At 40.5% G+C, this 23,205-nt stretch carries 22 protein-coding genes; all 22 read right to left on the bottom strand.

From position 1 onward, the window contains the following. Nucleotides 1-35: 35 nt before the first annotated feature. Nucleotides 36-1,265, bottom strand: a complete 1,230-nt coding sequence (locus EO126_RS04860; RefSeq protein WP_127007778.1) for a SufS family cysteine desulfurase — start codon at nucleotides 1,263-1,265, stop codon at nucleotides 36-38. 22 nt (nucleotides 1,266-1,287) lie between these two features. After that, the gene (locus EO126_RS04855) at nucleotides 1,288-2,337 is read right to left on the bottom strand and encodes a SufD family Fe-S cluster assembly protein (protein ID WP_127007776.1); all 1,050 of its coding nucleotides are present in this window, start codon (nucleotides 2,335-2,337) and stop codon (nucleotides 1,288-1,290) included. Nucleotides 2,338-2,346: 9 nt separating this feature from the next. Beyond that, a complete protein-coding gene (sufB, locus tag EO126_RS04850) occupies nucleotides 2,347-3,756 on the bottom strand; it encodes a Fe-S cluster assembly protein SufB (protein WP_127007774.1) in 1,410 nt (469 codons plus the stop codon). 9 nt (nucleotides 3,757-3,765) lie between these two features. Then, nucleotides 3,766-4,509, bottom strand: coding sequence for a Fe-S cluster assembly ATPase SufC (gene sufC / locus EO126_RS04845; protein ID WP_127007772.1), 744 nt, complete (start codon nucleotides 4,507-4,509; stop codon nucleotides 3,766-3,768). Nucleotides 4,510-4,878: 369 nt separating this feature from the next. Beyond that, nucleotides 4,879-6,132, bottom strand: a complete 1,254-nt coding sequence (locus tag EO126_RS04840) for a diaminopimelate decarboxylase family protein (protein ID WP_127007770.1) — start codon at nucleotides 6,130-6,132, stop codon at nucleotides 4,879-4,881. Between the two features lie 643 nt (nucleotides 6,133-6,775). Next, the gene (locus tag EO126_RS04835) at nucleotides 6,776-7,636 is read right to left on the bottom strand and encodes a coiled-coil domain-containing protein (protein WP_127007768.1); all 861 of its coding nucleotides are present in this window, start codon (nucleotides 7,634-7,636) and stop codon (nucleotides 6,776-6,778) included. Nucleotides 7,637-7,990: 354 nt separating this feature from the next. Continuing rightward, nucleotides 7,991-8,584, bottom strand: a complete 594-nt coding sequence (locus EO126_RS04830; RefSeq protein WP_127007766.1) for a single stranded DNA-binding domain-containing protein — start codon at nucleotides 8,582-8,584, stop codon at nucleotides 7,991-7,993. A 272-nt stretch (nucleotides 8,585-8,856) separates the two neighbouring features. Beyond that, nucleotides 8,857-10,485: a chaperonin GroEL gene (groL, locus tag EO126_RS04825; protein WP_006556783.1), complete on the bottom strand. Its 1,629-nt coding sequence runs from the start codon at nucleotides 10,483-10,485 to the stop codon at nucleotides 8,857-8,859. Nucleotides 10,486-10,567: 82 nt separating this feature from the next. Continuing rightward, complete coding sequence (gene groES / locus EO126_RS04820) at nucleotides 10,568-10,849, bottom strand: co-chaperone GroES (RefSeq protein WP_006556784.1); 282 nt, start codon at nucleotides 10,847-10,849, stop codon at nucleotides 10,568-10,570. 208 nt (nucleotides 10,850-11,057) lie between these two features. Further along, nucleotides 11,058-11,633, bottom strand: a complete 576-nt coding sequence (locus EO126_RS04815; protein WP_127007764.1) for an ANTAR domain-containing response regulator — start codon at nucleotides 11,631-11,633, stop codon at nucleotides 11,058-11,060. A 98-nt stretch (nucleotides 11,634-11,731) separates the two neighbouring features. Next, on the bottom strand, nucleotides 11,732-13,180 hold the full coding sequence (locus tag EO126_RS04810) for a sensor histidine kinase (protein WP_164726702.1): 1,449 nt from the start codon (nucleotides 13,178-13,180) through the stop codon (nucleotides 11,732-11,734). A 125-nt stretch (nucleotides 13,181-13,305) separates the two neighbouring features. Continuing rightward, nucleotides 13,306-14,340 (bottom strand): tRNA (adenosine(37)-N6)-threonylcarbamoyltransferase complex transferase subunit TsaD, encoded by a 1,035-nt coding sequence (gene tsaD, locus EO126_RS04805; protein WP_006556787.1) that lies wholly within the window; start codon nucleotides 14,338-14,340, stop codon nucleotides 13,306-13,308. Then, the gene (gene rimI, locus EO126_RS04800; protein ID WP_006556788.1) at nucleotides 14,337-14,795 is read right to left on the bottom strand and encodes a ribosomal protein S18-alanine N-acetyltransferase; all 459 of its coding nucleotides are present in this window, start codon (nucleotides 14,793-14,795) and stop codon (nucleotides 14,337-14,339) included. The genes tsaD and rimI overlap by 4 nt, the downstream gene beginning before the upstream one ends. Further along, nucleotides 14,788-15,573: a tRNA (adenosine(37)-N6)-threonylcarbamoyltransferase complex dimerization subunit type 1 TsaB gene (gene tsaB, locus EO126_RS04795; protein WP_006556789.1), complete on the bottom strand. Its 786-nt coding sequence runs from the start codon at nucleotides 15,571-15,573 to the stop codon at nucleotides 14,788-14,790. Before tsaB ends, rimI begins: the two co-directional genes overlap by 8 nt. Continuing rightward, on the bottom strand, nucleotides 15,557-16,078 hold the full coding sequence (gene tsaE / locus EO126_RS04790; RefSeq protein WP_127007760.1) for a tRNA (adenosine(37)-N6)-threonylcarbamoyltransferase complex ATPase subunit type 1 TsaE: 522 nt from the start codon (nucleotides 16,076-16,078) through the stop codon (nucleotides 15,557-15,559). The genes tsaB and tsaE overlap by 17 nt, the downstream gene beginning before the upstream one ends. Nucleotides 16,079-16,094: 16 nt before the next feature. Beyond that, nucleotides 16,095-17,078 carry a thiamine-phosphate kinase gene (gene thiL, locus EO126_RS04785; RefSeq protein WP_006556791.1) on the bottom strand — a complete coding sequence of 328 codons (984 nt, stop codon included), beginning with the start codon at nucleotides 17,076-17,078 and terminating at the stop codon, nucleotides 16,095-16,097. Between the two features lie 131 nt (nucleotides 17,079-17,209). Then, entirely contained in the window at nucleotides 17,210-17,776 is a 567-nt protein-coding gene (locus EO126_RS04780) for a GerMN domain-containing protein (protein WP_006556792.1), read from the bottom strand. A gap of 5 nt (nucleotides 17,777-17,781) precedes the next feature. Next, a complete protein-coding gene (locus EO126_RS04775; protein ID WP_436977302.1) occupies nucleotides 17,782-19,032 on the bottom strand; it encodes an N-acetylmuramoyl-L-alanine amidase family protein in 1,251 nt (416 codons plus the stop codon). 370 nt (nucleotides 19,033-19,402) lie between these two features. Further along, on the bottom strand, nucleotides 19,403-20,356 hold the full coding sequence (locus tag EO126_RS04770; protein WP_127007758.1) for a ComEC/Rec2 family competence protein: 954 nt from the start codon (nucleotides 20,354-20,356) through the stop codon (nucleotides 19,403-19,405). A gap of 54 nt (nucleotides 20,357-20,410) precedes the next feature. Continuing rightward, nucleotides 20,411-21,958, bottom strand: a complete 1,548-nt coding sequence (locus tag EO126_RS04765; protein WP_127007756.1) for an NAD(P)H-hydrate dehydratase — start codon at nucleotides 21,956-21,958, stop codon at nucleotides 20,411-20,413. A gap of 121 nt (nucleotides 21,959-22,079) precedes the next feature. Continuing rightward, complete coding sequence (gene acpS, locus EO126_RS04760; protein WP_006556796.1) at nucleotides 22,080-22,442, bottom strand: holo-ACP synthase; 363 nt, start codon at nucleotides 22,440-22,442, stop codon at nucleotides 22,080-22,082. A 112-nt stretch (nucleotides 22,443-22,554) separates the two neighbouring features. Next, nucleotides 22,555-23,202: a ribulose-phosphate 3-epimerase gene (gene rpe, locus EO126_RS04755; RefSeq protein WP_127007754.1), complete on the bottom strand. Its 648-nt coding sequence runs from the start codon at nucleotides 23,200-23,202 to the stop codon at nucleotides 22,555-22,557. Nucleotides 23,203-23,205: the final 3 nt, after the last annotated feature.

Here is a 23,205-nt window from a genome sequence, read left to right as displayed (position 1 = left end):
TAAGGAACTCCTTCTAGTCTACTGTAATCTATGTCTTAATCTTCAAAACCCATGGTAGGTCTTACTTTTTTCACGGCGTCCAAGAAAATATCGATATCCTCTTTACGCGTGTAGATATACATACTCATGCGGTTGGATGCCGGTACTTTGTAGTAAGCTCCAAGCGGCTGGGCACAATGATGGCCGGAACGAATGCAAACGCCGTAGCTATCTAAAATCGTGGCCACATCATGCGGATGTACATCATCAATAGTAAACGCAATTACACCATGTTTTTCTTTAGGATCCTCGGAACCCAATACATGGACATGCGGAATGGCCAATAACTTAGGCAATGCATAAGCTACCAATTCTTTTTCATACGCATTGATTTCGTCCATACCGAATTGTTCCAAGTATTCAATGGCTGCCTTCAAAGTTACAGCACCATGCGCATTCGGAGTACCGGCTTCAAATTTATACGGTACTTCGTTATACGTAGTGGATTGTTCCTGTACATATTCAATCATGTCACCACCCAATAAGAATGGCGGCATTTCTTCCAATAAATGGCGTTTCCCGTACATAACACCGATGCCCTGGGACGCACACATTTTATGACCGGAAAACACGAAGAAATCGCAATCCAGAGCCTGAACATCAATTTTCTTGTGCGGAGCTGATTGAGCGCCGTCAAGAACAACTACAGCCCCTACATCATGGGCACGTTTAATCAATTCAGCTACCGGAAACTCCATGCCAAGCACATTACTTACATGAGCAAACGCTACAATCTTGGTATGGCTGTCGATTTTATCCATTTCGCCGTCTTTAAGATGACCGGTTTCATCGAGATACATATATTCCAAGGTAGCGCCGGTAGTTTGCGCTACTCGTTGCCAAGTTACCAAATTTGCATGATGTTCGGCAATGGTAATAACGATTTTATCGCCTTTTTTTAGATTATGCATACCATAGCTGAAGGCTATTAAATTGAGACTTTCCGTAGTATTACGCGTCAATACGATTTCTTCACGGGATTTGGCATTAATGAAACGCTGCACTGTGTCACGTGCCGTTTCATATGCTTCAGACGCTTCTACCGCCAAGATATGAGCGCCACGATGCGGATTCCCGTTATGATTCTTTAAATGATTTTCCAAAGCATTAATTACATTTTCCGGAACCTGAGTTGTAGCACCGCTGTCTAAATACACCAAACTATGACCCTTATGTTCTCTTTGCAATATAGGAAAATCTTTATAAGCTTCTGCAATCGACTTCATAATACACCCTCTTATTCTTCAATTAAATTTTTGCACGTACGGCTTGCAATACAATCTCTTCTAATTCTTCATCATTAAGTCGATCAATAACAGGTCGCAACATAGATTCTACGATAATATGTTTAGCTTCGTCTTCGCTGAAACCGCGACTCATCAAGTAGAACAATTTAGTCTTATCGAGCTGACCGGCACTGGCCGCATGGTTACCTACTACATTATCTTCTTTACAGAGCAATAACGGTAAGGATACGGATTTAACAGTCGGATCAAGCAATACACAAGTATCTTCTTCAGCACCTTCAGAGGCAATACTGCCGCGAATGAAGTCCAAAGTACCGCGGAACGATTTCTTCGCATTATCACCTAAAGCACCAAGCACATGGATATCGCTGACAGATTTAGGTGCTACATGGGACATAAGCATGGAAATATCAAATTTCTGATTATTATCTCCTAAGTACGCTAAATCATGAACGATATGAGCTTCTTCGCCAACGAGGTCCTGAGTGTAATGCAAGAAGCTTTCGCCACTGCCCAATTCCACGTTTAAATATTCTACTTTGCTGTTAGCTGCCAATTGACTGTAACGATGTTCAATCTGCTGTACCCCTTCACTGAGAAGCTGTACTTTTTTGAAAATAACGTTCGCGTTTTCAGCTGCTTTAACTTCTGTTAAAAGGTTCAAACCGCCTGTTTGGGCATCGCCCTTAACTACATATAAGACTTCCAAAAATGCGTCTTTAGCTACATCAATAGCCACGCGGGTTCTGTCACCTACGCTTTTACCTTCGGCATCAACGGTAATAATTACTTTTTCGTTACCGCCGGCAGGCACAGTAATAGCCAAACCTTTGGTATATTCATTGGTTACTGCTGCTAAAGAAGTCGCTTCTGCTCCTTCAAAATCAGCTTTTAATAAAGCCTTAGCGAAAAGTTCGGTAACAACACCTTCATTGGCGCTAACCGTAACTGCTGCGGCTGTATCACCACCGGCAACCGTACCTTCAGTATGATTTACTTGTAACCACCGGAAAGTAGGTCTTGGGAGTTCATTAAATAATACGTTACTCATCTGTACCTCCTAACCGATAGAGCCTTCAAGCTCTAAGGAAATCAAATTGTTCATTTCTACGGCATATTCCAACGGCAATTCTTTGGAAATCGGTTCTACGAAACCGCGAACCAACATGGCACGCGCTTCTTCCTCGCTGATACCGCGTGTCATCAAGTAGAAAATAGCTTCATCGGAGATACGACCGATTTTAGCTTCATGACCCAAGTCCACATTATCATTTTCAATAGAAATGGATGGAATTGTATCGGATTGAGAAATTTCATCCAACATCAAAGATTCACAAGAAACGGTTGCTTTCGCATGTTCCGCATTTTTACCGATGTTCAATACACCACGGTAAATAGCGGCACCGCCGCTCTTAGAAATGGATTTGGAATTAATATTAGAGGTAGTATGAGGTGCTACGTGAACTACTTTAGCACCGGTATCCAAGTACTGACCTTCACCGGCAAATGTTACACCGGTAAATTCACAATGAGCGCCTTCACCGGCCAAAATACTCATTGGATATAAGCAGGATACTTTAGAACCGAAGGAACCGCTGACCCATTCAATGGTACCGTTCTTACCGACTGTACAACGTTTAGTATTAAGGTTGTACATGTTTTTGGACCAGTTTTCAATCGTGGAGTAACGAAGGGTTGCATTGTCTTTAACGAACAATTCAACACAACCGGCATGCAAGTTGGCCACATTGTATTTAGGTGCAGAACAACCTTCGATGAAGTGAGCTTTAGCACCTTCTTCAATGATAATCAAAGTATGTTCGAACTGACCGGCCCCCGGAGCGTTCAAACGGAAGTAGGATTGAAGCGGAATATCCACTTGAACTCCCTTTGGAACGTATACGAAGGAACCACCGGACCAAACAGCACCGTGCAAAGCGGCAAATTTATGATCGGTTGGCGGAACCAAGGTCATGAAATATTTTTTAACAATGTCTTCGTATTCGTGAAGAGCTGTTTCAATATCAGTATATACAACGCCTTGTTTTACAAGGTCTTCCTGAATACTGTGGTATACAACTTCAGAGTCATACTGAGCGCCTACACCGGCCAAGGATGTTTTTTCCGCTTCCGGAATACCCAAGCGGTCGAATGTGCTCTTAATATCTTCAGGAACTTCGTTCCAGTCACCTTTCATGTCAACTTTCGGTTTAACATAGGTAACGATATTGCCCATATCAAGGCCGCTGATGTCAGGAATCCAGTTTGGTACATCCAATTCATTATAGATGCGCAAAGATTTCAAACGGAAATCAAGCATCCATTCCGGTTCATTTTTATTTTCCCAAATTTCGCGGATAATATCTTCCGTTAAGCCCGCATCCGATTTAAAGGAGTATTCAAACTCATTCTTTATATCGTAGACGCCACGGTCCATATCCTCCACATACGTTTTCTTTCCAGTTTCCATGAGTGCCTCCTAAACTAACGCTTTGTAAGCATCATAGCCTTTGCTTTCGATTTCAGCCACTAAGGATGCGTCGCCTGTTTTAACAATACGGCCATCGATTAATACGTGTACGAAATCAGGTTTTAATTTCTGTAAGATGGAGTTATGGTGCGTAATGATAAGTACAGCATTGTCTTTCGTATGGAAACGATCTACGCCGTCAGATACGATACGAACGGCATCAACGTCAAGGCCGGAGTCTGTTTCGTCGAGCATAGCCAATTTAGGGTTTAATACGGACATTTGCAAAATTTCGTTCTTTTTGCGTTCGCCGCCACTGAAACCTTCGTTTACATAACGCTGTGCATAGGAAGCGTCAAAGGACAATTCATCCATTTTAGTTTTCAATTCTTTTTTGAAAGCCAAGGCACGTACGTTTTCACCGGTTACAGTTGCTTTTGCGGTACGAATGAAGTTTTCTACCGTAATCCCCGGAATGGCGATCGGGTTCTGGAAGGACATAAAAATACCGGCTTTAGCACGATCGTTTACGGCTTCGTCGGTAATATCTTCACCGTCAAAAGTAATAGTCCCTTCGGTTACTTTATATACAGGGTTACCCATGATAGCATTGGCCAACGTGGATTTACCGGCACCGTTGGTCCCCATTACTACATGAATTTCACCTTTATTAATTGTTAAGTCAATCCCCTTAAGGATTTCTTTGCCCTCTACGGACACGTGTAGATTTTCTACGCGAAGTAATTCTGACACTGTACAGTCACTCCTTTTATAATTAATTATGTTGTTAAGTCATAAATAGCTTAAATGCTAAATGTTATAAAAAAAGCGGTATCCCACCAAAGTGAAACACCGCTTTATCAGCAAAATTATTCTACCACTTCGGTAAACAGCAATTCTTACAACATCTATTCCTAATAAACATTATACAGTCTAACTGTTTACTGTGCAAGTTAATTTCTACTAAAATACTATGAATTCGTTTATATTTATTGAAAAAAATGAATATTATGAAAAAAATATGACTCTTATTAGATTTTTTTGCCTTTGAAAAATCTGCCGCATACTCTTTCAATATTAATTAATTATATCACAAATTATAGTAAAAAGATAGAAATTTTACTATAAATCGCTGAAATCCAATGTTGCAAATAAGTCATCCAATGTTTCGGCACGGCGGATTTGGATTACACTGCCATCTTCATTAAGCAGCAGTTCAGCAGAACGCAATTTGCCGTTGTAATTAAAGCCCATGGAATGACCGTGTGCCCCGGCATCATGAATGACAATACGATCACCGATATCAATTTTCGGTAATTTACGGTCGATAGCAAATTTATCATTGTTTTCACAAAGCGAACCGGTTACGTCATATACATAATCAAGCGGTGCCTTCTCCTTACCCACTACCGTAATATGATGATACGAACCATATAAAGCAGGACGCATTAAATTAGCCATACAAGCATCAAGACCGATATAGTGCTTATAAATATCTTTACGATGAATGGCGGTAGCTACCAAATAACCGTAAGGCCCGGTTACCATACGACCACATTCAAAGGCTAAGGAAATCGGACTGTGCCCATTGTCGATAATCATGCGTTCATAGGCTGCTTTAATGCCCGTACTTAAGGCTTCATAATCAACCGGCGTTTCTTCCGGACGATAAGCTACACCGATACCGCCGCCAAAATCGATGAAATCAACTTCGATACCTGTTTCCTCTTTCACTCGTAAGGCCAAATCAAACATCAATTCAGCCGTACCGATAAGGCCGTTAATATCAAGTTCATTGGATACAACCATAGTATGTAAACCGAAACGATTAATGCCGCGTGTTTTGCAATAATTAATAGCTTCAATAATCTGATCGCCGGTCATGCCGTATTTAGCCTCTTCCGGTAAACCGATAATCGTGTTGCCGCCATGTTTTAACGGGCCCGGATTATAACGGAATGCCAAACGGCTCGGTAACTCACCGTGTTTTTTCAAATAAGCTACATGAGTAATGTCATCAAGATTGATAATGGCACCCATTTCCATAGCTTTGGCGTATTCTTCATACGGAGTATCATTTGATGAAAAAATGATATCGTCCCCCGTGATACCTACTTTTTCACACAGAATAAGTTCTGCTAACGAAGAGCAGTCCGCACCTACCCCTTCCTTCTGCAATAAACGCATAATATATGGATTCGGTGTCGCTTTTACGGCAAAGTATTCTTTAAAATCTTTAGCCCAGCTGAAAGCTTTAATAAAACGACGAATATTATCCACAATTCCTTTTGCATCGTATATATGAAACGGCGTCGGATACTCCGCTATAATCTCTTCTAAACGCGCTGCCGAAACAGGCAATGTTTTTTCATTCATCAGTCTTTCTCCTCAATTATTACTTCCTATCAGATAACTCTAAATTAGATTATACTTAATTTCATGGCCTGTAGTCAATTCTATAGAAAAAAGGATGTAAAGTAACAATAGACATCTTGTTATTTACATCCTTTTTTACTGTTAAAAATGTATTTTCTTTTTACACCATATTAATAATCATCAGAATTTAAAGAATAACTCTTTATATTTCTTAATTTTCTCAGAATTATATATTTTCTCCACTAATTCCTCCCGATTATCAATTTCATCTTCTTTTACTTCCCTATCGCTATAATTAAAAGAAAGCAAATTCATATTACCAAGCAGATACCATTCATTATCCACTATAAATAATTTTGCATGAGTATCACATTTTTTATACTTAAACAATTCTATTCGATTTGCATTTCTAAAAAAATATGTAATCTTATTAACACCATTTTGTGATTTAGAAAGACTTTTTTATTTTTCCTTTCATGCTTTTTATTTTTCCTTTCATGCTTTTTATTTTTCCTTTCACGCTTTTTATTTTTACTATTAAAACCTATTCCAAAAATTAATTTTACTTTTACCCTTTTTTCTGCCAATAATTTAAATTCATTTGCATATTCATCTATAGTATCACTTGAAACCCACGGTACTATTATACAAACTTCATGTTTAGCACTTGTAACCCCTGTCTAAATGCATCTGATATTTCTTTACTTCTAAGGATTTGTGAATCTTCAACCTTTTGAGCTTCTATACGTTGCACTTCAGCTTCAAAAGATTGTTTCATGATTTCCATTTCCTTCCGAAGTCCATGAATAATTTCATCTTTTTCAGCTAACTGTTTTGACATGGCAGCCTTCTCACGCATTGCTTCTTCATTTTTAGACGTTAAGTCTTGTGTTTTTTGTTTTAATATTTCATTTTCATCTATTAATTTATTTTGTTCAGATAAGGTTTCTTGATATTTTTTATCCAGTAAACCGTATCTATTTTCAGCTGCAGATAATTTATTTTCTAACTCACTAATCAATGCTTTATCACCGGAAGCATTGGCAATCTGAGAATTTAATTGCTCTATTTCAGCTTTCGATTGACTAAGATTAGATTTTTGTTGTGCTAACAGCTGATTTATTTCAGCAATAGCTCTATTATTATCACTGATTTGCGACTGTAAATCTTTAATTTCTTGATTACGCTCTTCTATAATTAATTCTAGGTTTTTAATTTTTTCTTGTAGTTCAAAATTATTGGCTCTTAATTTTGAATTGTCCGCTTCTAATCGTGCTATATGCCGGCATAATATCCTAACAGTATCTTCAGCGGTTTCTTCTTTTTCTTCGTTTAATGCATCCAAACCATCCTTATATCTTTTCTTATCATTCCCTTTACTTTGATTATATTTATTCTGAACTTCAGTTAATGCTGGTTCATAATTATTCTCGATATTTACCAACATTTCTTCTTTTACACTACTAAAATTTGTATTACTGTTTAATCTACTAACCTTATTCAAGCTTGCTTGTATTATATTATCATTTTTTAGAGCTCTTTTTTTTGCGTTTTGACTCTATATCATAAACGTAATATGCATTGGTTAATAGCCAAATAATAAATACAGCAGCTGGTATTACTCCTACCCCTGTGTACAGCCAAAAACCTATACTGAATAAGAGTAACACACACAACTCTTTATCAAATTTTTCTAGTATATATTTACGGTTAAATGTATAGATAAATGCAAATATCGAACCTAATACAATCAATAATAATCCCGGAATTTTTTCTTGGTTAAATACTTCAATGTGTATAAAACCAAATAAAAAAAACAGTAATGCTATCGTATGCTTATTGAAGAGTATGCTCATATTCAGTTACCCACATTTTTAACTATAATTTCTAATTCACCTTTATAAACATCAATTTTCCCACTAATTATAATAGGATTTCCGTTTTTGTAAGCTGAATCAAGTGCTGATGCCGGATTTGAATTTTTACCGGTATCAAATAAAACAGCTTTCATCGTTACAGACCGTTTATTAGGATCTGCAATCGTCATGAATTTATTAGTTTTACCGTTCTTATTACTGTCATATTTCTTAATAACAACAGCAGATATAGTAACATTATTCCCTTTCCACGACTGATCTATTAAACTAATCGATTTAGCGTTGCTATTTGATGTCGAAGTCCCGGATGGCGCACTATTACTAGTGGCAGAAGAAGAATTGTTACTATCAGTTCCCGTATTACTATTTGATGATTCTTGAGATGCCGTACCAGAACTTGAATTAGTAGCAACAGATTTATTGGAATCATTAGATTTTACATCACCGGTAGTACTAGTAGTTGTTGTAATATTGGATGTATTATCTGATTTAGGAGAATAAAAATAGCCTGCCAATACTACGATAATGATAATAGCTGCCGCTATTAAAGATTTTGTTAAAGATTCACGCTCCACAGTTTATTTCCTCCCTAAATAGACCTTACCGTAAAATCCCAAGACTAATATTTTAGTTCATCTTTACCCCAAACAATCGCCAGACTCAATAGCGCATTTCTTGAATCTAAACATTAGTCATCATATTATATTATTTTAATTATACCATTGATTTTTTATGAATAATAGATTTTTGTCCATTAATAATAGACGATTAATAACATAAAAAAGGCAACTAAGTTAAACTTAGTTGCCTTTTATACTAGCTTATATCAGCTTCTGATTGGTTGATATTACATCATACCGCCCATGCCGCCCATTGGAGGCATAGCAGGTGCTGCAGGAGCGTTTTCTTCTACTTTGTCAGCTACGATGCTTTCAGTAGTCAATACTAAGGAAGCAATGGAAGCTGCATTCTGAAGAGCAGAACGAGTTACTTTAGCAGGGTCTACGATACCGGCTTTAACCATATCTACATATTCTTCAGTCAAAGCGTTGAAACCAACACCGGCATCGGTGTTTTTAACGCGTTCAACAACTACGGAACCTTCTAAACCTGCATTGTAAGCGATTTGACGGAGAGGTTCTTCAACAGCACGTTTTACAAGATTGATACCGGTCTGAACATCGCCTTCTTCTTTCAATGTTTCAAGAGCAGGTAAGATGTCGATAAGAGTTGTACCACCACCGGCTACGATACCTTCTTCAACAGCTGCACGAGTAGCGTTCAAAGCATCTTCGATGCGAAGTTTTTTGTCTTTCAATTCAACTTCAGTAGCGGCACCAACTTCGATAACTGCTACACCGCCTGACAATTTAGCCAAACGTTCCTGAAGTTTTTCTTTATCGAATTCGGAAGTAGTTTCTTCCACTTGGTTTTTAATCTGAGCAACACGCTGTTTAATAGCGTCATTGTCGCCGGCACCATCGATAATAACAGTTTCGTCTTTGCTTACACGAACCTGACGAGCAGTACCAAGGTCTTCCAATTCAACGCTGTCCAATTTACGGCCCATATCCTCAGTGATAACAGTACCACCGGTTAAGATAGCGATATCTTCGAGCATTGCTTTACGACGGTCACCGAAACCAGGTGCTTTAACAGCAACGGCTTTGAAAGTACCACGTAATTTGTTAACTACCAATGTAGCCAATGCTTCACCGTCAAGATCTTCAGCGATGATGAGCAATTCTTTACCTTGTTTTACAACTTTTTCAAGAGTTGGTAACATATCGGCAATAGCGCTGATTTTGCGGTCAGTGATTAAAATGTAAGGGTCGTTCATAACGGCTTCCATTTTATCAGGGTCAGTTACCATGTAAGGAGAAATGTAACCGCGGTCGAACTGCATACCTTCTACAACGGAAAGGTCAGTCTGTAAACCTTTGGATTCTTCTACAGTGATAACGCCGTCGTTGCCTACTTTTTCCATAGCTTCAGCAATGAGACCGCCGATTTCAGCGTCGCCGGCAGAGACGGAAGCTACTTGAGCAATATCTGCTTTACCGTTTACTTTGATGGATTTCTTTTTGATTTCTTCAACCAAAGTTTTAACAGCTAATTCAATACCTTTTTTCAAAATCATTGGGTTGGCACCGGCTGCTACGTTACGCATACCTTCTTGAATCATAGCCTGAGCCAATACAGTAGCGGTTGTAGTACCGTCACCGGCTACATCATTAGTTTTAGTAGCTACTTCTTTAACGAGCTGTGCGCCCATGTTTTCAAATGGATCAGCTAATTCGATGTCACGTGCAATAGTTACACCATCGTTAGTGATGGTAGGCGCACCGAATTTTTTATCCAATACTACGTTGCGGCCTTTAGGTCCCAACGTTACTTTTACTGCATTTGCCAGTGCGTCAACACCACGGCCTAAAGCGCGGCGTGCATCTTCATTAAAAAGAATTTCTTTTGCCATATCTATTACCTCCCGATACTGCCTTACGACAGATCTGATTGAATATATAAATTAGAGAATCGTGTATATATCACGCTATGGATTATAAAATAGCTAAGATGTCGCGTTCGCTAATTACGAGATGGTCGATACCATCAATTTTAACTTCTGTACCCGCATATTTGGAGAACATTACTTTATCACCAACTGCTACTTCAGGAGCAACACGCTGACCGTTGTCATATACTTTACCGGCGCCTACAGCAATTACTTCACCTTCGGAAGGTTTTTCTTTAGCTGTGTCAGGTAAAAAGATACCACTTTTTGTTTTTTCTTCTTTTTCAAGGACACGAATTATAACACGGTCGCCTAAAGGTTTCATCATTGTTAATCTCTCCTTTGAACTAATGGATGTTAATTAGTAGTTTAATTATCTATTTGTTAGCACTCACTAACATCGAGTGCTAACTACAAGTATTATTATAGCTGAATTGAAAATAATTGCAAGCATTATTTTTGATTTTTTGACTTTTTACCAAAATTTTATATTTCAGAACATATTTATTTTTACTTTTTTACAAAAAAAGGCCGTGTTATACACGACGTTTCTTCGCAGCTGCAACCACCTTTTCACAAGTGGCACCGATTGTCAGTTGTTTAGCCATACTATATGAGCGCAATCGCCCATAAGCAGCCTCTTCCGATATTTTATATAAATCCTGTAATATACCGGTGGCCCGAGCAATTAACTTGCGTTCCGCTAAGGTTTGCTCCAGCCCTTCGATATCAGATTTTAGTTTTAAATCTTCTTGATAGCGATGAAAAGCCATTTCCAAAGCCGGCCCCAACTGATCTTCCCGGACAGGTTTAATTAAATAGCCGTAAACTCCGGATTCCCCTGCCTTTTTAACTAAATCCTGCTGACTGTAAGCCGTTAATAAAACCACAGGCCCCCAATTATTATGTCTGATTTGTCGCGCCGCTTGAATACCGTCGAGTTCCGGCATTTTTACATCCATTAAAATTACATCAGGCTGTAACGATTTGGCTTTGGCTAACGCCTCAACGCCATTCTTGCCCGCACCGACCACTTCATAGCCGGCAGCTTCCAGTTGATCCTGTAAATCCATTCGAATTAAAGATTCATCGTCGACTATTAAAACCTTCATAGACTGAACCTCTCTTTTACTCAAAATCGTAATTTATATTTTAAAAATACAATATTACTTTTAAACCCATGATATTGCCTGTCAGATTATCCGGATTACTATTCGTTAAATGTTATCTTTACGACTGTACCTTTATCAGGCTCGCCTGTAATCTCAAGCGTGCCGGCTAATTCATTGGTCACCAAATTACGAATAATCTGTAAACCCAAGCGCTTCGACGCATTTAAGTCAAAATCATCGGGTAAACCACTACCATTATCAGAAACAGTTAATGTAATCGAACTTCCCTTTAAGTTGCCTTCGATTATGATATGTCCCTCTTTTACCGGTTCTTGATTGGTCATACAGCTAAAACCGTGTTCAAAACTATTTGAAATCAATTCATTGAGAATTAAAGAGACATAACCGGCCCTTTGTGAAGATAAAAGTATACTGTCACCTACATATTCACATTGCACCATGTCATCACTGCGTAGTAAAGCTCGCTTCAAAAGACGAATTAATTCTTCGGCGATGGTACGTAATTCGATATAATCTTCTTCGTAGTGCGATATGACTTCATGAACGAGTGCCATGCTTTCGATACGGCTCACCCCTTCTTGAAGTGCCTTTTTTACCTGCTCCGAATCGGAACGCCGCGCCTCCATGCGAAGTAAACCGGCCACTGTCTGCAAGTTATTTTTTACTCGATGGTGAATCTCCTTAATAACGGAGTTTTTAACCATTAACTCTTGTTCCTTACGCCGAAAAGCTGTTTTATCTTTTAAAAACAGAAAACTGCGCTTGGCTCGAGTCCCTGCATTAATTGGCAATATCGTTTGTTCCACGATAATATCGCCGTATATTTCTTCAGACACAGCCCCTCGATGATCACGAATAGCCTGTTTAACCCAGCTCATTTTCAATGAGCCGCCATAAATTGAAGTGCCTACCAAACGGCGATCAAATCCCAATAAATCAACCAAATGTGAAGCCGCTTCATTCGCATAGAGAATAATACCCGCTTCGTCAAAAATAATAATACCGTCTTGATAGGATAGTGGTGTGTATAAATCTGCTTGATTTTGTTGCGGTACAATCATCGCCATGTAGGTCGTTTCTGCCAATACATCCGATGCCGTTAACAATGGAGCCTCGGTATGCGGCTCCAAACCATTATGAAGCATGGCAATACCACCGATACATTTGCCCCCGTTATCTACGATGGGAAAGGCCAACAAACGAGCCAATTGACCATGTTTGTGCTCCATAAACCCCTTCACGGCATGACCGCTTTGCAATAGATCTTGCCACAAGCCGACTTCATAAGATTTCAACAAACAAATATCCGGCTTAATGACCGCTGCCGGCCAATCTTTAATATGACCGAAAACGAGAATTTCATCATCCCTTGCCCCCGTAAAGACACATACATCTTGTTGCGGTAAGGAGGCAGCAAATGGCAACAAACGAACTACACTGCGCATTAATCGCTGCTGCGGTTCAGATAAATCCGTATGAAGTTTTAAGGCATTACGTACTTCACTGTTCTGCAATTTCGTAGCCATAATGACCGCTCCTCCATAATACATTTCCGCAGAGCCTAAATGTATTTACATTATTAAACGTATTTACACTGTTTTCATAATATTTATATAACTTTCAAGGATATTTTCTTGATTATTAAAAGCATTCAGATAGTTTTCAAAGGCGGAGTTTGTCCAAGTGGAATGGAAGGTTTTGCATTCAAGTGCAAGTCTGCAAATTTACCGGCCAATGACATATAATACGCCCGACAACCTATCATGGCCGCATTGTCGGTCGCCAAAATAGAACTTGGACGATAGAAGGTTAATCCTTCTTTTTCACAGGCAACCGCCAATGCATCTTGTAAATGACGGTTGGCGGAAACACCGCCGGCTAACGTTACTTTTGTTTGACTTGTGGTATGAGCCGCTTCGATAGTCTTTTCAACTAATACATCGATAATAGCCTGCTGAAATGAGGCGGCTACATCCGCTTCATTAACAGCCTCACCTTTTTGTTTGGCACTATTAAGATAATTCAACACAGCTGACTTTAAACCACTGAAACTGAATTCAAAATTGCCTTTTTCCTGTAAGGCTTTAGGGAATTCAATAGCTTGTGGATTGCCGTCGGCCCCCACGCGTTCAATCTGCGGACCGCCCGGATACGGATAGCCCATGACACGCGCGATTTTATCAAAAGCTTCACCGGCTGCATCATCACGAGTTTCTCCCAACACTTCAAAAGTTTCATAATCCTTTACTACTACAAGCATGGTATGACCGCCCGATACAACAAGGCTCAAAAATGGCGGCTCCAAGTCAGGATGGGCCAAAAAATTAGCAAAAATATGTCCTTCCATATGATGGACACCAATTAACGGAATATCTGTAGCAAACGATAAGCCTTTGGCCGCTGCCACGCCGACCAATAAAGAACCGACCAATCCCGGACCATACGTTACACCGATATGATTAATATCGGTTAAGGCTACACCCGCATCAGCTAAAGCCTGATCAACTACGGGAATTACCTGTTCAATATGATGACGGGACGCAATTTCAGGTACCACCCCGCCGAATTTTTGATGAATCGGCACTTGACTGGATATAACATTGGATAAGACTTGGCGGCCGTTTACCAGCACAGCCGCCGATGTTTCATCACAACTGCTTTCAATGGCTAAGGTATATACTTTCATACCGTGGCCTCCTCTTCTTTAATTAACGACATGATATACGCATCTTCCACCGGATCGGTATAATAATTCTTACGCAAGCCTTTGACGGTAAAACCGAGCCGACGATACATGGTAAGAGCTGCCACGTTGGAAATGCGCACTTCTAAAAATATTTCATTCATACCCTTATTAAACAATTCCTTGATTAATTTACGGGTCATCATAGCTCCATAACCGTCGCGACGATATTCGGGCGCTATGGCAATATTGGTAATTTGCCCTTCGTCGAGCACCAGCCAAGCGCCCGCATAACCTACAATCTTATCGTCCACTTCTATAACCATATAAATACGTTGTTCCGTTTCAGCTAATTCCGTTTCAATTGCTTCCATGGACCATGGCACGGAAAAACAGGCTTTTTCAATTTCAAAAATGGCGGCTGCATCACTTGCCTCGGCACGTCTGAGATTAAACATACCCTTTTACCTCATCCTGTAAGGCTCCGGCCGCTTCGGTAACAACAACGGACGGATTTGGTACTTTGCCTTGCGCCACCAATTCAGGATGTTTTGCATCCCACACAACTTCCGCTTCCGAACGTCGAATATAATACGGTACAACTTCAGACGCTTCATCCGGTGCATTCGCCATAAAGCGCGGTAAAGCTGCCAATAACACGCCGGATGCTTTAGGAATTCTTAAAGGCATAGGTGCCAACTTCAGATTAGTACCGTAATCCGCTAATATATGACCGAATTTAATAATACCGTCTCCGGCCAAAATAACCGGTTCATTTAATTCAGCTAAAGCTTTTAGTGCTTCATCACGTGTTTTTACGGTCGGTGCCTGTTCGCAAACCAATTGACCGGCTGCCCAGCGATAACGGCCTTCATAGACATTTTTCTTTTGCGCATCTACCATGACAGCCAAAACGCCGCTGAATTGCCAAAAATTATGGGCTAAACCGTCCATGGTCATTACACCCATTAAAGGGATATTGAGGGCATAGGCCAACGCTTTAGCCGTGCCCATGCCGATGCGCAGACCCGTAAAAGAGCCCGGTCCGATGCTCACCGTAATCCCTTTTAAAGCAGTTTTAGCTACACCGCTTTGCTTAAGTAATAAATCTATATGTGGAACCAACTGTTCCGAGTGTGTAAGTCCCGCTTGTACGGTCAATTCGCCGATAAAGCGCTGTTCATCCATAACAGCCACGCTTGATACGGCACTGCTCGTTTCAATTCCCAGATACATAGGTTCCTCCAATCTCTATAAGTTCCGCCTCAGACAGTTCCGACGTACGCCACAAACTTTGACGACCGCCGTCTGCCAACGCGGTTAAGGTAATTTCTAATACTTCCAACGGTAAGGCATCAGGAAATTTATCGGCCCATTCCACTATGCTCAGTGTATCTTCCGTAAACTCGCCGAACCCGATATTTTCAAGTTCCAATTCATCATCCAAGCGATATACATCAAAATGATATAAGGTGCCATTGATTGTTTCATAGGTATTCATTAAGGCAAACGTAGGGCTCGTCACTTCTTCGGTAACGCCGAAGCCTTCCGCTACACCCTGTGAAAAATGTGTTTTTCCTGTACCTAAATCACCGATTAATGCCACACATAAAGGCCGTGACTCTTGTGCCATTTGTATCATAAAACGACCTAATTGACGGCCTAAGGCTATCGTATCATCCACTGTAAGGGTTTTACATTCCATTACAGCTATTTTGTTATCCGTAACAATATTCGTCATTGCCATAGCTCCTTATTTATGATTTATGTTTAAAATGATCATACCCCTTTGATTCTATCAAACGTGTTTCACCGTCAGCCTTGTGCATCAGTACTTTCGAAGGTCCCGTTACAACCCGGCCGATAACATGGATATGAGGCTGCATTTCAATAGTATCTGCTAAAACGGCAGGAACTGTACCGGTCAATTGAAAATCTTCACCGCCGAATAACGCCCAATCAAGAGAGTTAGCACTTAATATTTTTGCCGCTTCTTGTAACTCTTCGTGAAGCGGTAGCTTCGTTTCATCAATTTCGATTGTTACACCTGATGCTTTGGCGATCTCATTCAGTTCGTTACCTAAACCGTCACTGATATCATTAAGAGATGTTGCTTTATGTTCACGAAGCCAACGGCCTAAAGGCACCTGAGGCTCCGGCCGTTGATGACACTCTTTAATGAAATCAAAACTTTTTTGCTTGGCCAACAGAACCGCTAAACCGGCTGCCGCATTGCCGATGGTATTTGTAACAATAACCAAGTCACCAACTTGCGCACCACTGCGAAGTACCGCCTTACCTTTAGGCACTTCGCCTACTAATGTTACGTTAAGTACCAACGGACCTGTAGTTGTTACCGTATCACCACCTACAATATTCACGTTGTATTTTTGACAAATGGATTTAAATCCGTCATAAACAGCTTCCATGTAAGCAACTTCCGTATCAACCGGCATGGCTGCCGCAATTACCGCTTGTCTCGGTTCACCGCCCATAGCTGCAATATCACTGATATTGGCTGCCCCAAGACGATAGCCCACATCAAAAGGAATCGTCGTAACCTCGGAAAAGTGAATACCGTTAACCATCATATCGGTCGTTATTAATTGGTCATACCCTTCCGTAACACGATAAACGGCTGTATCATCGCCGATTCCTTGCACAATTGTTGCCGGATTAAAAATAGTATTCGATTTTATGTCATCTATAAAGCCGAACTCGCCACGTTCCGATACTTTCATAACTCTTCCTCCCGGACATTCAGGTTTGAATCGTTATTATTATAGCATACTTTGCAAAATCCTACCGAAAGCAATAAAAAACAACGGCTGTAGCGCAATCGCCATAGAGCCGTTGTTCATTATATTTTGTCTTATTTTACGATTTGCTGTTCCATGCGCCCCATAGGCTCACTCAAATCATAACCGCCATAGGTATTAACGGTTTTACCTTCTACCAATATTTGTACTTTTTTTACACTGTCAAAAGAGGTAGCCGTATTAATAATTGATACCAAGCGAAGTTGAGCACTGAGGCCGTCTACTTGACCGCCTTCAAGGAACTCTTTGGATAAATTGATTTTAGCTAAACCATCTTTAATATTTACGTCTTTAACAGTGACATTCTTCGGAAATACCGGATAGCTTTGACGGCTGTCTTCATCAAATAAGAAGGAAATAGCGTATTTCAAAGTCTTTTTATCACTATCCACCGTTATTGTTTGCGGACGAACACCTTTGCCGTCATCTCGCGGAACATAAATAACCATTTTGGCCATTTTATCACCGGTGTCGCTATTGGCCGATTTAGCAGCGCTCGAAGCTGCTACGGCCTGATTTTCCCCTCCGGTCGAACCGGTCGCTGCAGGACTGCAGCCGGCTACGACTAATAACATGACAGCTAAGAGGGTGGTAATAAATAATTTTACATTACGTATCATATGACTTACCCCCTAAAATAACTTTCAATACCTGCTGCCACTTCATCAGCAAATTGTTGTTGTACATCAGCTTGTTTCAAAAGAGCCTCTTCCTTAGGATTGGAAATAAAGCCTAATTCCAAAAGAATGGCCGGCATGAGGGAACGACGCAATACATATATATTCCCCGGCTGAATACCGCGATCCCCGGCAAACCCGGATTCATCGGCAATTTTAGCCTGTACACGTGATGCCAAGCGTGTATCATACTGATTTTTATCATAATAGTAAGTAGTAATACCGCCTACATTCGGATTGCTGAAAGAGTTAATGTGAACGCTGACAAAAATATCAGACTTATTGGCCGTACCAACATCGACACGAGCCTGTAATTCATCAGGACCGGATGCATTCGGTCCGTATACGTCAACATCTGTAGTACGTGTCATATTAACGATGGCCCCTTTATCTTCCAAAGCTTTCTTCAACTTTTTGGAAATAGCTAAGGTTACATCTTTTTCCATTGTACCGTTAGGTCCGATTGCTCCCGGATCACTGCCACCGTGGCCCGGATCAATAGTAATTACTTTACCGGCAATACCGCCGCTGGTACGATAATTAACGGTTACAGCTTTTGGTTGACTGGCTGTAGCAATTACGGTCGGTTGTTTAGGTGTTACTGCCGGCGTTGTTTTAGCCGGTGCAGTGTTCTTGGTTGAAGTTGTATTTTTACTGTTTGAAGTTTTGTTTGTAGTCGCTTTTTTATCTGTATTTACAGTGCCGCTGTTAGCCGTTGTATTTTTGACGGCCTTATCTGAACCGTAATATACAGAACGAGGTGCGACTCCTTTTTGTTGAATATCGATAACGATTCGATTCGGACGATTATTCACTGTGTCTTTTTTCAAAGAAAAGACATTGATATCGCCTACATCTATTGATTTAGGTGTATTTAAAACAACATTTACATTTTTACCGTCCTGAGACAATTTTGTCGTAGTAACAATATTCTTATCCATCGTAATAGATGTATCATCCGTTTTTAACTTAGCATTTTTCAGTTGTACGGTTGTTGTAGTACCTGCTTTATTAATCGAAGCACTGGCATCTACAGGAGCCGATAAACTCAACACGACGCGCACGAACGGAATCGGTGCATCAATACGAGTTACCCATTTTACGTCTGTCACATCCGCCGCTCTAACGCTCATAGCCCATAAAGGCAAAATCATTACTGCCATTACTACGGCAAACCATATTTTTCGCAACAATCTCACTCCTATCACTGACCACACACTGCAATGGCCAGTCAAACTATTTCTTACTATCTTTAATATTCGTTATTTTAAAATGCCCATAATCTGTACAAATAGCTTAACTATCAGCTTAATCTCTGGGTATGTTTATTTAATTATACCACAGAATTTCAGATACCCCTTGATTTGACTGCATTTTCATATATCGTTCACAAAACAAACATACGCTCCCCTTATCCTCATTGCCTATATAGAAGGCTTTTGAAGAGGTAAGAAGAGCGTATGTTCTTGTTAATATTTTTTTAAATTTTACTTGACAAGATTTCTAAATGTGATAATTCGTCTACATTAAACTAACCCGGTCAATCCTGAACGTACTTATCAACGAGTATTAACGTTCTGTAGTTATATTCCAAGTGTTTCCATCCGTATGAATGCGTATTGTTCCCTGAGTATCGGTTCGATATACCATAATATTTTCAGCCGCTAACCGTTGCAAAGCTTGTGACGTAGGATGACCGTAATCATTGTGCAAACCTACCGAAATAACGGCGGATTCAGGACGGACAGAGCGGAGGAAATCTTTTTGTGACGAGCCGGCACTGCCATGATGGCCTACTTTTAACACACGACTGGAAAGTTTGGTATTTTCTTCCATAATTAGCTTATTTTCTTCGGCTCGTGAAGCATCGCCGGTAAATAACATAGAGAACTTACCAAAAACCAATTTTCCTACAATGCTGTTATCATTAGGATCCAGTTGACCTTTATTATCCTTAATATATTTTCCTTGTTCCGGAGCATATACAATAAACTGAGCGCCTTGACCTAAATCAACTGTCATGCCTTTATACAAAGCCGAGTGCGGTATCTTCTTGGTCGTTATATTTTTCAAATAGGTCTTATACACCGAAGTACCGGCCTCCATGCCATTATCATAAACATGACCGATTGGAATTCCCGCTTTAATAAGAGCATAAAACCCGCCCATATGATCGGCGTGAGGATGCGTAATGATAATATTTTTTAAGGATTTAACATTGTATTTTTTCAATAAAGCAATCAGACTGTCTCGATGATCTACATCACCGGTATCAATCAATGTGTATTCATCTCCCACCTTAATGAGATGAGCGTCCCCTTGACCGATATCCAAAGTATACACATCCAGGATTCCGGAATGGGCGTAATTATTATCAAGGGAACCGGATTGCAAGAAATTACTAAGATTGTTACCTATTGATGATGCATTATTTACACTACAACCGGTAAGAACGAAAAAACTGAATAAAAAGGTAAATACTAACGAAATATATTTTACCCAAGATCTAAAATTTGACTGCATACTTCACCTGACAAACTGATATTAAAAATTCAAAACAAACTTACTGACAGATTTTTATTCAACATCCATGTCCAATAATTCCGTCATCGTATACGGTAATTGGCGGCTTACTTCAGACGGCGTATAACCAAAGTTTCGCTCTTCATAAAGTTCATCAGCGGCAGCGCCGTGTAAGTAAACACCCACCATGGCTGCTTCCAGTTCTTCCAAGCCTTGACCTAAAAGACTTGCAATAATACCGGTTAAGGTGTCACCCATACCACCCGTCCCCATACCTTCATTGCCACTGTAATTAACCGCAGCAAGGCCTTCAGGAGACGCAACCACCGTAGGTGCACCTTTAAGAACTAAGACCACTTTATATTTAATGGCAAATTGACGGGCAATTTCCACGCGATCGGCTTCAATTTCTTCCACGCTAAGACCGGTTAAACGTGCAAATTCACCCGGATGTGGAGTTAAAATTGCCGGAAAATCGCGTTTTGCAAATTCATCACCGACTGTATCCATATGACCAAGTGCCCAAAGACCATCTGCGTCAATGACCAACGGTGCCTCAGTCGTGGTGATAAATGTTTTGGCCAAGGTCATACTTTCTTCACTGCGCCCGAACCCCGGTCCGATAGCTACCGCTTCTTTATCAGCTGCATGCATGCGTAAATGCAATAAACTGCTGAAAGAACCGGTCAACACTTCCGGCATAACTTTGGTTTGTAACATTTTTAGGCAATCAGAAGGTACAACAGCCGTAACTTTGCCGGCACCCGCATGTACGGCTGCCTCAGCCGCCAATAACGGTGCCCCTATCATGCCATCGGAACCGCCAATAATTAGGGTATGCCCGTTTGTTCCCTTATGTGCCGTTTCTTCACGTTCCGGCAATAAGGCGGTGACAAGATCCGGTGTAATCAATTCAGTCGGATACTGTTTATTGTCATCATCTAATAAAGCCATTTCCCATGAAAAACCAAGACCTTTTACAGCAATTTTCCCACAATAAGCGCAAGCCGGGTATAATAACATGCCGATTTTCGGAGCCCCAAAAGTTACCGTAATATCCATAGCCACAGTCCCGTTGGCTACCTCACCGGTATTGCTGTTCATACCGGAAGGTACATCAATGGCTACCATTAACGTATCAGGATACGTTTCCACATGAGCATCTATACGATCCAAAATTTCCATAACGGAATCACATAATTCGCCGGTTAAACCGGTACCTACCAAGCCGTCGACAATAACGTCAGCCGTTTCAAAAACATCACCGTCATCAATTGTCAAAACAGGGATTTCCAAAGCTTCAATAGCAGCCATTTGCTCTTCAAAGAGTTCAGAACCTTCACCCTCATCAGGGATGACAATACGAACTTCATGGCCCCATTCTTCTAAATGACGAGCGGCCACCAATCCGTCGGCGCCATTATTGCCTTTGCCGGCAACAATGACAATCTCCAAAGGCTCATCCAATTCTTCAAAGGCTTCCACGATGGCTTCTGCCACACCGCGTCCGGCATTTTCCATCAAAACCGCTAATGGCAAACCGCCTTTTTCAACTGCCCATTGATCGATGAATTTAGCTTCATCCTTCGCTAAGATACGCATAGTAGCTCCTTTCTACATAAAATAAAAGTTTGCCGGTCTGTTATATAACCGACAGTCTATAACACCGCTTACTATAAACGGGTTAAAACACTATCTGCCACCACAATTAAGTGATACTATACTATGCTAAAATTACGGTAGCAACCGCATAAAGGCGGCAATGACTGATTGATACTTCAATCGTTGTAAAGCCTCCCTTACGAAATATATCGTTGAAAACACCGCTTAAACGTATAAAGGGAGCTCCCAAATCATCGCGACAAACCTCAATATCCTGGAATGTTCCTTGGCGAAAGCCGATTCCCAAAGCCTTTACAAAGGCCTCTTTAGCCGCATATATACCGGCCAGCGAAGCCGCTCTTTGTTTTCCCCGACTTATCGCATAGGAAAGCTCGTGAGTTGTAAAGACACGTTTGGCAAATGCCTTTTTTGCTACAGCTGTCTCGATTCGTTCTATTTCAATAATATCTGTTCCCAATTTCATGCTTTGTTATATCCTCGCTCAAACAAGACTATAAATGAGTTTTATTTCTATAGCAATGTTTTCTCTTCACTAATTTCAAAGAAAAAGCTCCTGACAAGCAGGAGCTTTACAATTAACCTCGCAAAGAGCGAATCATTTCGCTGCGATCATTCGCACCAAATACAGCTGAACCGGCCACTAAAATATCAGCGCCCGCTTCACGCACGAGTGGAGCCGTTTCTAAGTTTACACCGCCGTCAACTTCCACGACAGCCTTTGTATTTTCATAATAAGCAAGTAAAGCTTTCGCTTTTTTTACCTTGCGAATGGAATGAGGAATGAAAGATTGACCGCCAAAGCCCGGATTAACACTCATAATTAGAATCATATCCAAATCAGCAGCAATATCCTCAAGCATAGCTACCGGTGTAGACGGATTCAACGAAATACCGGCCTTCATGCCATTGGCTTTGATTTCTTGCACCAAGCGATGCATGTGCGGTGTCGCTTCTGCATGAAACGTAAAATATTCTGTACCGATATCGGCGAATGTTTTTACATAATCTTCCGGATTCGTTACCATTAAATGCACATCAAACGGCAAAACGGTATGTTTGCGCAACGCTTTAATTACCGGCGCACCAAAAGTAAGATTAGGCACAAAATGACCGTCCATAATATCGATATGTAATAAATCGCCACCATTTAATTCAATACTTTTAATTTCTTCCTGCAAGCGCGCAAAATCTGCGGACAACATAGAAGGGGCAATCTTTACCATAAT

Origin of the sequence: Veillonella seminalis, from assembly GCF_003992065.1 — a bacterium.
In the GTDB taxonomy this organism is placed as follows: domain Bacteria; phylum Bacillota; class Negativicutes; order Veillonellales; family Veillonellaceae; genus Veillonella_A; species Veillonella_A seminalis.
The sequence above is the reverse complement of the archived record's forward strand: the minus strand, read 5'-3'. Positions and strand labels throughout refer to the sequence as shown.